Genomic DNA, 14,752 nt, shown 5'->3' on the forward strand with positions numbered 1-14,752 from the left:
AAGTTAAATTTTCCCCTTCTTTAACATCTTCTCTACAATTTGCACGTTTTTTGAACTTTGTAACAACCGGTTTAATACTATAAGTAACTCTTCTTTTTCTAAACCTTGCAATTTCGATTTAACCGTACTCTCGCCAGCACTTTGAATATCATAAACAACCGCCGCCATATGTTTACAATAATTCTCATATGGACACTCACAACTACTTTCTGAAAAATCATCGAGTTCAATCACTACTGCATAATTCCCTGCATTACCAGTCACAAATGCAAATACTTTATTATTATGTATTTCTACATCTTCTACATGTCCATCTTCATAATATTCATACCCTCTATCAATAATGTGTTTCGGGATATACCTATATAGTTCTTTTATTAAATAAGCGTACATAACAACACCTCTTCCTTTAATTCCCTTTTGACTTCTAGAGCCACTGCATGTTATTCTAATAACTGTCAAATAGCAAGTCTATGTGACAAAAACGACTGACACCTATTCGGCGAAGGTGTCTCTTTTCATTTGCAGCCGATATGAATTGCCTCTTTCAGGCACATTCAATTTTTGACACTACACACTCAACACCATTCCCTGTATCAGGCTGCTTAAGCAGTCTTTTACTCTACATACTTCAAAAAAAAGAGAGCTTAGCTCCCTTTTCTCGCCTTATAAAATACCCCTTTTTCAGCATAGAGATATTCATCAGCTAATGTAATTTTCCCATCCAGTTTCAGTTCATCTAATAATCTTGATAAATAAAATTGATGTAACATCTTTTTCGTGAATTTTCCTTCATGATGCGAAACGATATGTTCTTGAATATCTAACAATGATATTGGCTTATCTTGCTCTATCATATATTCATAAACTGTACTACGCAGTTTGACGTATTTTTCGAGTGTCACAGTACTTCGCAACCCCTTTCTTCTTAATATAAATTTTCGTAATCGGTTTTTTTGCAATAAAAAAACCTCTCCGATAAGAAGAAGTTACGTATATATCTTCGTCTTATCTCCCAGAACAAATTTGTTCTGCTGGAATTAGCACCTGCATCGCGGTTGCTGGGTTTCATCGGGCCAGTCCCTCCACCTCTCTGGATAAGAAAATATTCACTTAATTCTTACTATACGTAATTTCATTTTAATTGTCAAACAAATATAACGAATTATATTTTCTTCTTTACTGCTCATACTATACATATATGAGTATGCAAGGAGGATTATGAAATGCATCAAAATGCTCGCGGATATGTACAAGATTCTTTTCAATCGTTACAAGAAGCAAAACATTGTTTAGAAGAAGCACTACAGACTGTTGAAAAAGATTTTAATCGCGCTCGTATTGAGCAATCTCTTTATGCGATCGAACAAGCTATTCAACGCTGCGATTACACCGTTCACATTTTAGAACAAGAGTGAAAAAACTTCCCATCATAAGGTGGGAAGTTTTTTCAAATGGCATACTTCATAATTATTGCCGTTATAATTAAAAAATATACAGAAAAATGCTCCTTACAATATGTAAGAAGCATGAAAGAGGCAAACGAATATGTAAGTCGCGACCCTACCTTATATGAGTATGCTTTTCTATACCATGTTATGCTTATCCAATATGCCATATTTCTTTTTAAATCTTGTAAGAATCGTAATCCAAGACGTACTAAATAGTAGTAAGAACACAACATTTGAAATTGCATGGCTCAAATCAAAATAAAAACTTGCGATATAATACGAAATGACTGTTTCCCACGTTGCCTCTCGTATAAAACCGAGAAGCCCCCAGAAATTCATAATCCAGCCAAATAAAAATCCAACAAACAATCCGTATAGAAGTCTTCCCCATAACTTTTTCATTAAAAATGTATTCCGCAATAATCCAGCTATAAAACCAATCATACCCCATGAAAACATTTGCCACGGCGTCCACGGACCTTGTCCTAAAAAAATGTTAGATACGATAGCCGCTGTTGCACCAATCATAAAACCAGTTTCACTTCCGAACACCATTGCAGAAACAATAATGACAAAAGAAGTCGGTTGTACACTTGGTAAAATAGAAAATGGTACACGGCTCACTGCTGCAATTGCTGCTAACACAGCAACGAGAACAATTTCACGTGAAACAAACGCCTTCCTTTCAAAACGGATATAGAAAGGTAACATAATAACAACTAATAAAAACAAACTACTTAACATGTAATAACCGTCCATGATAAGTGTAGTAAAAAGTAATGTGCCTATTATCACTGCAAAAATGCATACTATGAATGCAACATATCGTTTGGACACGCTTCGTACACATCCTCCCACGTTAATGCATATGGCAATTCTTTTCGAATAAATCGATTGATAGAGGTTGTATAAAAGAAGTTGCCACTAAAAAATTCTTTCGGTGCATCATTCATAATGACTGCTCCATCAAATAACATCATGCATTGATCCACGTATTTCGCTGCAAACTCAATATCATGCGTTGCCATTACAATTGTTGTCCCTTCTTTTTGCAGTTTCCTAAATAACTCTCCTACCCTTTCTTTCTTCCACAGATCTAGTCCTTTTGTCGGTTCATCCAGTAATAATAAAGTCGGCTTTGACAATAACGTCGTACATAATGCAAGTAATTGTTGCTCTCCCCCGCTACAATCATGCGGATGGCGTTCTTTAAGTGCATATAGCCAAAACTTTTTAAGCTGCTGTTCTGCTATTTCTTTTCCTTGTTCTCCGTATAATTCACGCGCTCGTTCATACACCTCGTCCCACACTGTATCAAATGTAAAATGATAATACGGATGCTGCGATACATACCCGATCCTTTTAAATCGTTCTTTCGAATCAATTTTATGTATCACTTTCCCATTCCACTTTACTTTCCCTCTTCTCGCTTTTTGTAACCCTGCTAAAATCGTTAACAGTGTAGACTTACCTGTCCCATTCTTTCCAACGAGAGCTACCCATTTTCCTTTTTCAATCGATACTGTTAAATCTCGTAAAATGAGCGGACTACTCTTTTCATATTGGAACGAAATATGCTCTGCACTTAAAATGACTTCTTGCTTTTCCCTTCGTACTATTGGCTCATTTACATATGATATCGCTGAAAAATCATTCATTTTCATTTGTGCTTCTCGCACTGTAAATGGTATATCTTTCGCATTCCACTCTAAAAACAATCTTGGAATTTGCGGAATAAATGGACGAAATCCTTCTACTTCCCACATGTTCGCTATAACCCTTTTCGGACTACCATCATACACGATTCGGCCGTTATTCATACAAATAACGCGCGTAGCAAGTGGTATTACCTCATCTAAACGATGTTCACTTAAAACGATCGTAATGCCAAGTTCTTCATTAATACGCTTTAACAACCCTAAAAACTCTTTCGCAGCAATTGGATCTAACTGCGCAGTTGGTTCATCTAATAATAGTAACTTCGGCTGCATAACTAATACCGCAGCTAAATTGACAAGTTGCTTCTGCCCGCCAGATAACGTATGAACAGATTGGTGCAATAAATCTTGGAATCCTAAGAAGCTAATAAGCTCGGCTATTCGTTTTTGAATAATGTGAGATGGTAATCCGATATTTTCTAAAGAAAATGCTAATTCTTGAATGACCGTATCCATTACGAGCTGATTTTCTGGATTTTGAAATACCATGCCAATTTCTTGGGCAGATAACAAGTCCGGTACATTTTCTAATAAAGTACCATCATAATATGTATCCCCAGTACGCTTACCAATTGGAAGTAATTCCTTTTTAAAATGTTTTAATAAAGTCGTCTTCCCGGATCCTGATCCTCCAGCAAGTGCAATAAACTCTCCTTTTTGAACAGAAAGAGAAATATGCTGCAACGCTTTTTCGTGTTCATCAGCATATACAAATGATAAATTGTTTATTTCTGCATGCGCCACCATATCCATTCCCGTCCTTCCATTATAATTGGTAAACTAATAAACATCGTGAATACGACAAACATCATCCCATCGTATTGCTGAAATAGAACCGATTCGACTTTCGGATAAATGATTAACTTCCCTCCGCCATATGTACTACATATAATAGCAGCTATAAATAGAATACTTAAATAACTGAGCGTATACCAATCGCGTCTTTCCATTCTATACCGAATATAAGTCGTACGTTTCGTTACACCAAATCCACGAGCTTGCATAGAATCTGCCGTTTGTAATGCATCTTCTAATGAACAAATTAATAATACTTGCAATAATTGCATACCATTGTTCATGCGTTCAACAATGGAACCTGCATCTACTTGTACACCTTTCGTTTTTTGGACGAGTGTTATTTTCTGTAATCGCCTCATAAACAAGGGAACAAATCTCACTGTAATCATCGTTAACAATGCTACTTTCGGTGAAATTCGAGAAAACAAATATAAAAATTTATGACTTGAAATAATATCATTATACGAAGCAAACGTAAACATAATCGCAACTAATAATAACCCCATTACTACTCCATACATAATCGCCTCAAGCTTAATACGGCTATCACCTAACCAAAATAATGTAGTTCGACCTCTATGCGTTAATAACGAATTAAATAAAATGACCATAAAAAAGAAAACAATTGTGCTCGGTAACATCTTTCTTATCTTGTCGCTATTCCCTTGCATCACATTGATTATAACGATTAATAGAATTGCTCCAATTAAAAAAAGAGGATGAAGACACATCATACATAGTATCATCACCCCGATATAATAGAAAAAATTCACAAAAGGATGTAAAGAAGAAAAACTTATTTTCATAGTCCTTTACCGAATGCCTTTCTTATTTTAATACAAACACCCACTCGATTGTATCGCCTGGTTTTACTGTAACTACACCTGCACTATGGTTTGGAAACACACCGTTCACACGATATTTCCAGCCACTAGTAGCGGTAATATCTTTTTCATATAAATCATTAATCCCTTTTACATAAATACCGTCTTTAGAGCCCATCGCATCAACATCTAAACCTGTACGCTGCAATACTTTATAAACAGTATCGCCTTCTTGTACATCCACCTTTTTTGCCCCTAATAAATATCCTTCATTACCTTTTACTGAGATGGTAACTTGTTTTGCTTTAGGTATTGGTACTGGATCTGGTTTTGGTTTTGGTGGTTCAGGAGTTGGTACTTGCGGAGTCGGTATCGTTTTCTCCTCTTTATTCGGATCAACCTTCTGCTCCTGCTTCGGTGTTTCTTTCGGTTGATTTACAACCTTCGCTTCTTCTTTTACTTCTGGTGCTTTCGGTTGTTGCTCTTGTTGTTTCTCTTCTTGTGCTTTTTGTTGTTCTGGTTGTTTATTAACAGCAGTCTGTTCCTGAGGTTTTTCTTCCTTCTTTACTTCCGGTTGTGCCTGTGGCTTTTCTTCTTTTGGCTTCTCTTCTACTTTTTGTTCTTGTTTCTCTTTTTGCTCTTCTTGCTTATTTTGCTCTTGTTCAGCTTGTTTTTCCTCCGGTTTTTCTTCCGGCTTCGCTTCATCTTTTTTCTCTTCTTGTTTTGCTACTTCTTCTTGCTTCGGTTCTACTTTCTTCTCAGGCTTTACAGCTGCCTCTTCACATCCGGCAAGTAGTCCGAGTGAAAGCAATAAAGAAATAAACCACTTCATCTTACTCATGTTGTCTCTCACCTTTCATAATAAAGTGAAACTTTAATAAGTGGGGGGCTTTTCCACCCCCCACTTATTATTAGTTGAACCAATCGGGCTTTTACGGGCAGTTAATCTCCACCTAACTTCCTTGCACTCGCTAACTTTTGAGGTGGGGATCTTACTGCCCGTTAATGCGGGATAAAATTAGGAGCAAATGATTGCTCCTAATTTTTGTTAAGCTGCTTTACGTCTCCATAATACATATGCAGAAGCAATACATAATACACCCATACCTACTTCTGTCGCTGCACTATGAGAAGATGCTCCTGTTTTTGGTAGTGTGCTACCATTTCCGGATTTTTTATTTTTAACCGGTTCGTTATCAACAACAACTTTTAAATTGTCATCTTTTGTTTCTTGTTGTACTTGTTTTTGTTCTTCTGGTTGTTCAGTAACTTCTTTTTCTACTACAACATTTTCTGAGTCTACATTTGGTTTCTTATCGATTTCAATAACAGATTCCGTTGACCAGTCATAAATCGATTTTCCAAGGTCTTTAAACTGAAGTAAAGCTAATAATGCTTGCTCTGTTGCCATTCCGCTACCGGTTTGATCGCCTGGTAACCATTTAAATTCACCATTTGGAAGTTGATATGACAATAGATTTTGCACTGCCTTATGAAGACGGTTTTGATCTACATCTTTCACAAGGGATAATCCAATAATAGCTTGCGCAGCACTATTAGAATTCTCTTGTCCATCAGCAGAGAAACCGCCATTTTCTAGTTGTTCATTATATAAGTATGCGACAGCCTTTTGCACTGCTGGTTTCACATCTGCTCGGTCTTGATAAGGAGCTAATGCTGATAAAACCATACCTGTTACATCAACGCTACTAGCACTATCTTTACTGCTTGCGCTATCATAAGTCCAGCCGCCATCTGTATGTTGCGCGTTTAAAAGTGCATCTACTAAAGCAACTCGATTCCATTTTGAATCTACTGGAATTTCATATTTTTTCGTATCAAATGCAAGTAAAGCAAATGTATAACCTGTAACAGAATTCACTTTATCTGATTCGTACAATTTTTGAACTAAATTATGTTCGCCTACCATTTTTGGGTCTGCATTCATTGCATTCATCATAATAATCGTTCTAGCTAAATCTGTCGCTGAAAAACGGTTAATGCGCTTTTCTACTTTTTCAGTTACAGCCTTAACATAATTTAATTTCGCCTCAATTGGAACATTCTTTCCCGAACGAGAAAGGCCTAAAGCTACCCAATCGCTTTCAATTCCATCTTGTAACATCTTTTCAGATGTTTTAGAGATTGCGTCATTTACTTGTGCTGCTGGAACTTGAATGTTTTCTTGCTTTGGTTGTTCTGGTTTTTTACTATCTTGGTCACCTTGGTTTTCCCCATCTAGCGTTTTACCGTCTTGGTCACCTTGGTTTTTCCCATCTGGCGTTTTACCATCTTGATCACCTTGGTTTTTCCCATCTAGCGTTTTACCGTCTTGGTCACCTTGGTTTTTCCCATCTGGCGTTTTATCATCTTGACCTTCTGGTTTTGGTTCTTCTGTTTTGCCACCGTTAGGTTCTTCTGTTTTACACGTTCCGAACTTATCTAACGTTTCTTTCAATGTTTCCTGGCTCATATTGCTCCAGTCTGAAACAAAGCGGAAAACAACAACATCTCCAGATTTTAATTTATAACTATCCGCTCCAACTTCCGCAGATTTATCATTTACATCATACAGCCAGCCACTTGTAGCCCCGGCCATTAATCCATCAATGCCTTTTACATACGTTCCAAACGACATCGTTTCAGCTTCTACTTTGTCCCCCATGACTTTTTGCAGCAAGCTTAACGCTGTTTCCCCATCTTTAATTTGCTCTTCTTTCGGACATAACATAATGCCCTTTTGTGATTCACCAACAATTGCAAGTTTTGCTGTATTCCCTTCAGCAAACGTAATATGTACTGTATTCGCAAAAGAAACACATACAAGTGTAACTGCCATTAACGACGTAAGCAGCCATTTTTTTAACATTGCCATCCCAAAATTTCCTCCCTTACTACTATTCACACAAAAAAAGGCCCTTCAAGGGCGTGCAATTGACACTCTTTTTTTGTAAGTGTCGAACAAACTGTGCAACACCTCCTACCCGCATCATTCGCGGCTATATTTGTATAGGAAAAATAATTTTGTTCATGAACGTATCATTGTGATAACATTCACTTTTCTAGGCAAAACTGACTTCCATTTAAGTTATCGCAAAACGATAAACCTATACATTCTGTAAATTATAAATTTCTGTATTATTTTACTATTGACATAGAATTTTGTCCATGCTTTATCGGATTTATTTTCTAAGAATAGTAACTTACTAACCTTTAACGATGCAAACTTTTTTCACTAATAATGACGCCATCTTCATCCGCATACACATAATCATTTGGCTTCCATTCTACTCCTCCAAATTGCAATGAAATATTTCGTTCTCCTTTCCCTTCTTTTACACTTCTATTCGGCATTGTTCCTAACGCTAAAATACCTATATTAACATTCTTTAGTTCACTAGAATCACGAACATATCCATTCACAATAATTCCTGCTAGCTTTCTTTCTTCTGCAATAGCTGCCAAATTATCACCGAGTAACGCACAATTCGTAGACGCGCCGCCATCAACAACTAATACCGTTCCTTCTGGTAATGTTTGCAATCCTTCCTTCACTAGTACATTATCATCCTTCACTTTTACCGTTGCAATTTTCCCGTGAAATTGTTCTTTCTTCCCAAAAGACCGAAAAGATTGGCGGCATATTTGCAATTCCTTTTCAAACTCATCACATAGATCCGTAGTTTTCCACATCTTTTTCCCTCTTTTCCTTTTACTTTCTATTTAACATATTCTTGGATTATTTTCGTTTCCCTGTCTAATGTTGCAATAATTTGTATGTGCGGGAAAAGGACAGAAAAACTATTGCCTTAAGAAGCCACCTTTATTATAATCTTTTTACAGATAAATTTCAGAATATTGAAAATTAACCAAGTGAAAAAAGGAGGGGTTTTATGCAATTACAAACTGAAGTAAAAAAACAGCCTAGTAAACGAAAGTTTAAAATGCCTGACGCGTACGTACTATTATTTTTTATTGCTCTGCTTTGTGCAATAGCTACGTATTTCGTTCCTGCAGGAGAATTTAAAAGAGTTACAAATGGGACTGTTACAACGACAATACCAGGAAGTTACCATTCTGTTCCGCAATCACCGGTAGGGTTTGTTTCTTTTTTTACCGCTATTGAAAAAGGAATGACACTTGCTGCTCCTATCATCTTCTTAATTTTATTTACAGGCGGTGCCATTGCGATTCTTGAAAAAACCGGTGCTCTTGACGGTTTAATCTATCATGTTATTAACAAATTTCGTAACCAGCAATTACTTTTTATATGCATTGTCGCCGCACTCTTTTCTATTCTCGGAACGACTGGTATTATCGTTAACTCGGTTATCGGCTTTATCCCCATCGGCATCATCGTTGCACGCACATTAAAATGGGACGCTATCGTCGGCGTAGCAATTATTTATTTAGGGACTTATGCTGGTTTTAATGCTACTATATTATCTCCTTCACCTTTAGGCATTTCACAAAAAATTGCGGAACTCCCAATGTTTTCAGGAATTGGTTTACGCACAGCAATTTATCTCTCTTTTTTACTTGCTACCATTCTATATATTAATTGGTACGTAAAACGCTTAAAAAAATCGAATAAAGGAAGCATACTCGGAGATAACTGGTTTCCAAGTAATGCTCTTTCAAGTGGAAAAGAAGCGCAGAAAACAGAAGTTCCTTGGACAATACGTCATAAATTAATTTTACTCGTTTCAGCTTTATCATTAATTGCATTTTTAATTGGCGCTTTTCGTCTACATTGGACAGACGCAGAAATGACTGCTACTTTTATTTTCATAGCAATTACAGCCGGAATAATAGGTGGCATGAAAGCAAACGATATCGCTTCTACTTTTCTAGCAGGCTGCCAAAATCTCATATACGGTGCTTTGATCGTCGGAATGGCTCGTTGTATTTCAGTCATTTTGGAGCAAGGGAAATTACTTGATACAATCGTTAACCAACTCGCACAGTCTCTCGAAGGACAAAGCCCAGTATTTGGCGTTATCGGTATGTATGTAAGTAGTGCCGCATTACATTTCCTCATTTCATCCGGGACAGGTGAATCTGTGATTTTCATTCCGATATTAGCTCCATTAGCTGATTTCATGCACATTACACGCCAAGTTACAGTACAAGCTGTTATGCTCGGCGAAGGTGTAGTGAACTGCCTCAATCCAACTTCCGGTGTTTTAATGGGCGTTCTCGCAGCGAGCGGCATTTCTTACGGAAAATGGATTCGATTTATGGCTCCTCTTGCACTCATTTGGTTTATTATTGGACTTATTTTTCTTATTGTTGGGGTTAATATTGAGTGGGGACCGTATTAAAAGACGCGTATTATACTTAACTTGATAAAATATTTATCCTATTCTCCTCTCCAATCCAATAAAAATCACTTATTCTAGTATAGATATAAGAAGGGATTGATCATAATGATCAATCCCTTTTATCAAAATATAATACCTTTAAAAATCTTAGTTCCAAATTTTATTTACCCATTCCGGATGATCAATAAAAGGATTACGATTATGTTGATATTTCGTAAAAATCACTTCATTACGCTTTCTCTCTAAATCATCGACCGGGTCTTGTTCATTCCATTTTAGTAAAACGGATAGTTTACCCATGTATGGGTCTTTATTGTTATTCACCTTTTCATTTAGTTCTAAGTCTATTTCACCGTTGTCTCCCTCATAACGAACTGCCATGTAAAATAGCATTCTAGCGATATCTCCTTTTACACTATCACGAGGTTCCCAAGAATCACTATCATATTTACATTCTGTCGCTTCCGAATGGTTCACGCCACCATTATCAAAATCCAGATTTCCACGTGAACTATTTACAGATACATCCGTCGCTCTTAAATGATGCAAATCTGTTCCAGGTCCTGCAGTCGTTCCAAAATCACCGTGTGATTTTGCCCAAACATGCTCTCGATTCCAGTTATCCACTCCTGAACCATTCGTAAGTTTCCCTTGCGAACGCCCCGTATATAAGAGTATCACATTATTTTTATTATTCGGATCTTCATCAGTATCTCTTAGCGCTCCCCAAACCGCACTGTATGATAACTTTGTATGATCATCAATAATATTATGAAGTTCCTTCTTTAATTCTAAACCAGTCTTTCCTATTGCATTATTATAATATGTATCGTCATAGTTTTTTACAGCAATCTCTTGTGGTGATGCAGAAGCTACTTCACCGTGTATAGTATCTGTGAATGATAAAGATGCAGAACCTAAAATAAAAAATGAAGATAGTGTAACCATAGCAATTTTTGTATTTCGAAACTTCATATACCCATTTCCCCTTTAATATATAATTTGAAACTATTCACTAAAAAATGCTTTCTTCCCCCAAAAAACTCTTTAGAAACCCATACCCCTTTTCTTTTTATTTAATACAAAACTCTAATGAGTTTGTATCATTTCCACACTTTTGGCTTATCTACTTTTCACAAGGAATATTCCCCTCTAGTAAAGATTGTTAAAATATTCTTTGCAATTTAAAAGTAGTTTAATGTTAACTTATAAATTTAAATTTATTTATGCAATAATGCATATTTGATAAATACTTAAAAAACATTTTGAATAAAAAGCATTCAAAGAAAACCATGCCACAAAACAGATACAGTCTAAGACAGAAATAATAAAAATCAAGATGATAGCTCAACTTTTCCCTTTTCCATACCTGTCTTTATTTTTATGTAAAACCTTTCTTTCTCTGAATAATACGTACAAAAATAGATTGGATACCATGTAGGCACCAATCTATTTTCATTAAAGAAACTGTGTCAATTCTGAGTTCACAACGCGTTGTGCAGTAATAATAACACTTTCAGCTGTTAGCCCATAAACACTATATAGTCCACCAGGTTGATTAGGAACAATTTGAACCTCATATTCAAGTGCTTGTCCAAAAGCAGGATGAACTAAACTTAGAGTTGCGAAAGTAGAAGCATTAGAATTTACATTGAAGTTTACCTGTTCAATCAACACTAATGAACCGTCAAGTCTAAAAACTCTAGCTACTCCAGTAAGCGGGCCCGCAGTACGGTTAAGGATTTTCACCCTAACTCTATTTGCATTAGCAGGTTGATTTCCTACGTTTTCAATTGGTCCTGTGGTAAGAGCCATATAACATCACCTCCATTATAGTATTATGATATTCAGTAATAAAAAATAATGTTATAAACTAATTATCCAATTTATTTAAAATAAAAAAATGTTCGTTTTTATCTCGTTAATTAATAAAAACGAACATTTTATAATGAATGAATTCACAAAAAATAAATTCATATACTAGACTAAATCAACCTATAACAACCGTTTTTTTACAGACAATTTCTCTCCCTTCCGACTTCCTCATTTTCTCCTAATATTGAGCCGGGGATCTTACTACCCGCATGTTGCGAGATAAAATGTGTTTCCATCCAATTCACAATTATTTCTTCCAGCTCTGGATGTAGTGACTTTCCTGCCCCTTCTTCATAATTCTTTTTAAACTCTAATGCTTTAAACTCACCTTCAAAACTTTTCAAACTATGATCCATATTTTGTACTACATATACTTCAGAATCACCCTTCACATAATCACCGATCCGCTTCGCTCTTTCAGGATTAGCCTGAATATCTTTATCACCAGCAATAGCTAGTACTGGACATGTTACTTGTTGTAAGTCTTTATAGATGTCATGCTGAAAATGCTCTCTAAACCATTTTGCGTTCATCGGTTTAAAACCAACTTTAATCGTATCTTTTTCTGTGTTCATCATTTTCTCTTTTATTTTTTCCATTTGCTTCTCTCCACGTTTCTCTACATTGAGAAGACGCATTAGTTTTCCTTTTATTCCTTTCTGCTCTTTTAGTTCTTTATATGCAATTTCTCTTTGTCTTTTCGTAGCCTCTTCTAATGATTCCGCGGCGCCTGTAAGAAGGATAAGCCCATTAACTGGTGTTCTTGCATTTACTACTGTTGCCAACATACATCCTTCACTATGACCAGCTAAAATGATATTTTCTGGATCAACAAATGGCTATTCTTTTAAATACGTAATCGTAGACTCTATATCACTAACTAAATCCCACATTCCAGTCTTCATGATATCTCCGTCACTCTTTCCTACTCCGCGCTTATCAAAACGGAGCGTTACTACTCCAAGCTTCGCCATTACATGTGCTAAATCTTTATATACGTTCGACGCAAGCTTTAACGGTACGATCGTTCCATCACGATCAATTTCCCCAGATTCCAGCAATAATGACAACAGCAGCATACTTCCCGTCAGCTTTCGGCTTTGTAAGCGTTCCATACAAAGTAAATTCACTATTTATCGCTACTTCATATTCTTCAAAGGTCATTATATTTGTCCTCCCACTATTCTTTTATATCCAATTTAAATTTCAAACTCGTTATTATATTTTTGAACTCTCTTTCATCTTTCATCGGAGTGAAAACTGGATTCTCTGCAATACTTTGTAACATGCTTCGCTTTATAATCTCTTCATTTCTAACTGTTTTAGCGCCGAGTGGAAATTCTGCAAACCATCCATCAATCGCATCAAAATAAGAATCTCCATGTAAATGTAGACTATTTACTGTGAAGCTTGCCGCACAAACTGCTACATATTTACGTAACATTTCTAATGCCTTTTCAAAATTCCCTTGCATACAATATACTTGTGCAGCAGCATAGTATACTTTTAAAGTCATATTGGGATGCAATGTTTCTATTTCATATATATCTATTAACATAAAAGCTCTATTTAAAATCACCTCTACTTTTTCAACGTTTGAGGCATTTACTACTACGTAATTTGGTATTGTCGCAACGAGTTGTATTAAATGTTGATACATACTAATTTGCATTATTTCATTTGCCTTTTCAGCATTTCCAAGCATTTGATACGCTTGTGCGATTAGATCTTCCTCTGGAACGTTAGGACGTATCGTTCCGCCAAGTAATTGCAATACTTCATTCGGTTTATTGAGTATAAGATAGCAAGTTGCTTGAAACGATACCGCCTCTTTCACAAGAGAAACATCATCACTTTCTTCCTGAACCCTGCTAAAGAGATTCATTGCTTCTTCTAACATTTCAATTCTTTTATCCGTATCCTCTGTTAACATATGGTGATTAATAAAAAGTAGTCCCATTTGAAGTAATAACGGAAAACAAGAATAATATTTTTTAATTATTTCTCTGCACTCCACCATTACTTCATCAAACGGTTTTTCACTAAAAGCTTCCGCTAGTCTATGATATAAATCCCTAATATCTTCTGGTTCCATTTGCGGTGTATAACAGATTAGTTCATCTATACTTATATTAAAGTACGATGCTAACAGTGGTAAAAATGTAATATCCGGATAACTCTGCCCTGTCTCCCATTTGGAAACAGATGCCTTCGTAATACCGATATACGCCGCTAACTCTTCCTGTGTAATTCCCTTTTCTTTTCTCTTATCCGCAATTATTTTATGAATGTTTATCTCCTTCACACCATCACCTCATACTTTTATTATATGCTTTTATTTCACACAAAATATGGATTTAAAGTCGACTTTCGTTAACAAAATCAACTGTTAGGAAACATGTCTCTAAAATCAAAGAGTCTGTCCCAAAAGGTGCTTTTTAGCCAAAATCTAATAAAAAGCGAAAGGCAGAAACGCTGATTTTATAACGTTTCTGCCTTTTCAATTTCATGTGATCTTACTTCGAAAGAGACTTATGAGACAGCCTCTTTTTATTGTGGGGTACCGATACATAGCCACCTAGCTAAGATTTTGAAGTACTTCAAAATCAAAAATCTCATCTCATCACAGTTTTCTATGGGAATCCAGTGAACAGCTTATTTAGTCGGGTAAGCGGGGGGCATCGCTGCCCCCAACTCCCCTCAGAACCGTACGTGACAGTTTCCCATCATACGGCTCAAGCCTTCTTTTTATCCGATTTCAG

At 36.1% G+C, this 14,752-nt stretch carries 13 protein-coding genes, 1 pseudogene and 1 riboswitch; of the genes and pseudogenes, 2 read left to right on the top strand and 12 right to left on the bottom strand.

Annotated elements, in window-relative coordinates:
• Window positions 1–3 precede the first annotated feature (3 nt).
• Both ACTFRN_RS14560 and ACTFRN_RS14565 read right to left on the bottom strand, forming a co-directional pair.
• Window positions 4–393, bottom strand: a complete 390-nt coding sequence (locus tag ACTFRN_RS14560) for an SWIM zinc finger family protein (RefSeq protein WP_000271479.1) — start codon at window positions 391–393, stop codon at window positions 4–6.
• A gap of 254 nt (window positions 394–647) precedes the next feature.
• Window positions 648–905, bottom strand: coding sequence for a hypothetical protein (locus tag ACTFRN_RS14565; protein WP_000171475.1), 258 nt, complete (start codon window positions 903–905; stop codon window positions 648–650).
• Between the two features lie 100 nt (window positions 906–1,005).
• Window positions 1,006–1,104: riboswitch (SAM riboswitch) on the bottom strand.
• Between the two features lie 122 nt (window positions 1,105–1,226).
• Between ACTFRN_RS14565 and ACTFRN_RS14570 the strand changes: the two genes are divergently transcribed.
• Window positions 1,227–1,418 (top strand): hypothetical protein, encoded by a 192-nt coding sequence (locus ACTFRN_RS14570; RefSeq protein WP_000554030.1) that lies wholly within the window; start codon window positions 1,227–1,229, stop codon window positions 1,416–1,418.
• Between the two features lie 168 nt (window positions 1,419–1,586).
• Here the strand turns inward: ACTFRN_RS14570 and ACTFRN_RS14575 are convergent, their stop codons facing one another.
• The 6 genes from ACTFRN_RS14575 to rraA form a co-directional block, all read right to left on the bottom strand.
• Window positions 1,587–2,288: an ECF transporter S component gene (locus ACTFRN_RS14575; protein ID WP_000044917.1), complete on the bottom strand. Its 702-nt coding sequence runs from the start codon at window positions 2,286–2,288 to the stop codon at window positions 1,587–1,589.
• Window positions 2,261–3,922, bottom strand: coding sequence for an ABC transporter ATP-binding protein (locus tag ACTFRN_RS14580; RefSeq protein WP_140383371.1), 1,662 nt, complete (start codon window positions 3,920–3,922; stop codon window positions 2,261–2,263). Before ACTFRN_RS14580 ends, ACTFRN_RS14575 begins: the two co-directional genes overlap by 28 nt.
• Window positions 3,895–4,773 (bottom strand): energy-coupling factor transporter transmembrane component T, encoded by an 879-nt coding sequence (locus ACTFRN_RS14585; protein ID WP_049111176.1) that lies wholly within the window; start codon window positions 4,771–4,773, stop codon window positions 3,895–3,897. Before ACTFRN_RS14585 ends, ACTFRN_RS14580 begins: the two co-directional genes overlap by 28 nt.
• Before the next feature lie 22 nt (window positions 4,774–4,795).
• Window positions 4,796–5,632, bottom strand: a complete 837-nt coding sequence (locus tag ACTFRN_RS14590; RefSeq protein WP_088106706.1) for a DUF4430 domain-containing protein — start codon at window positions 5,630–5,632, stop codon at window positions 4,796–4,798.
• A 207-nt stretch (window positions 5,633–5,839) separates the two neighbouring features.
• A complete protein-coding gene (locus ACTFRN_RS14595; RefSeq protein ID WP_074568148.1) occupies window positions 5,840–7,666 on the bottom strand; it encodes a DUF4430 domain-containing protein in 1,827 nt (608 codons plus the stop codon).
• Between the two features lie 338 nt (window positions 7,667–8,004).
• Window positions 8,005–8,484 (bottom strand): ribonuclease E activity regulator RraA, encoded by a 480-nt coding sequence (rraA, locus tag ACTFRN_RS14600; RefSeq protein ID WP_000266043.1) that lies wholly within the window; start codon window positions 8,482–8,484, stop codon window positions 8,005–8,007.
• Window positions 8,485–8,684: 200 nt separating this feature from the next.
• Between rraA and ACTFRN_RS14605 the strand changes: the two genes are divergently transcribed.
• Window positions 8,685–10,115 (top strand): YfcC family protein, encoded by a 1,431-nt coding sequence (locus ACTFRN_RS14605; protein ID WP_001176958.1) that lies wholly within the window; start codon window positions 8,685–8,687, stop codon window positions 10,113–10,115.
• A gap of 147 nt (window positions 10,116–10,262) precedes the next feature.
• Here ACTFRN_RS14605 and ACTFRN_RS14610 read toward each other — a convergent pair whose 3' ends face one another.
• From ACTFRN_RS14610 to ACTFRN_RS14625, 4 genes and pseudogenes are all read right to left on the bottom strand, one after another.
• Window positions 10,263–11,090 carry an endonuclease I family protein gene (locus ACTFRN_RS14610; protein ID WP_000672190.1) on the bottom strand — a complete coding sequence of 276 codons (828 nt, stop codon included), beginning with the start codon at window positions 11,088–11,090 and terminating at the stop codon, window positions 10,263–10,265.
• A gap of 483 nt (window positions 11,091–11,573) precedes the next feature.
• Window positions 11,574–11,930: a hypothetical protein gene (locus ACTFRN_RS14615; protein WP_001229422.1), complete on the bottom strand. Its 357-nt coding sequence runs from the start codon at window positions 11,928–11,930 to the stop codon at window positions 11,574–11,576.
• Between the two features lie 197 nt (window positions 11,931–12,127).
• Window positions 12,128–13,154: pseudogene (locus ACTFRN_RS14620) on the bottom strand (alpha/beta hydrolase family protein).
• A 16-nt stretch (window positions 13,155–13,170) separates the two neighbouring features.
• Complete coding sequence (locus ACTFRN_RS14625; RefSeq protein ID WP_088106707.1) at window positions 13,171–14,295, bottom strand: helix-turn-helix domain-containing protein; 1,125 nt, start codon at window positions 14,293–14,295, stop codon at window positions 13,171–13,173.
• Window positions 14,296–14,752: the final 457 nt, after the last annotated feature.

Origin of the sequence: Bacillus cereus group sp. MYBK245-2 (assembly GCF_051916145.1) — a bacterium.
Lineage (GTDB): Bacteria > Bacillota > Bacilli > Bacillales > Bacillaceae_G > Bacillus_A > Bacillus_A pacificus.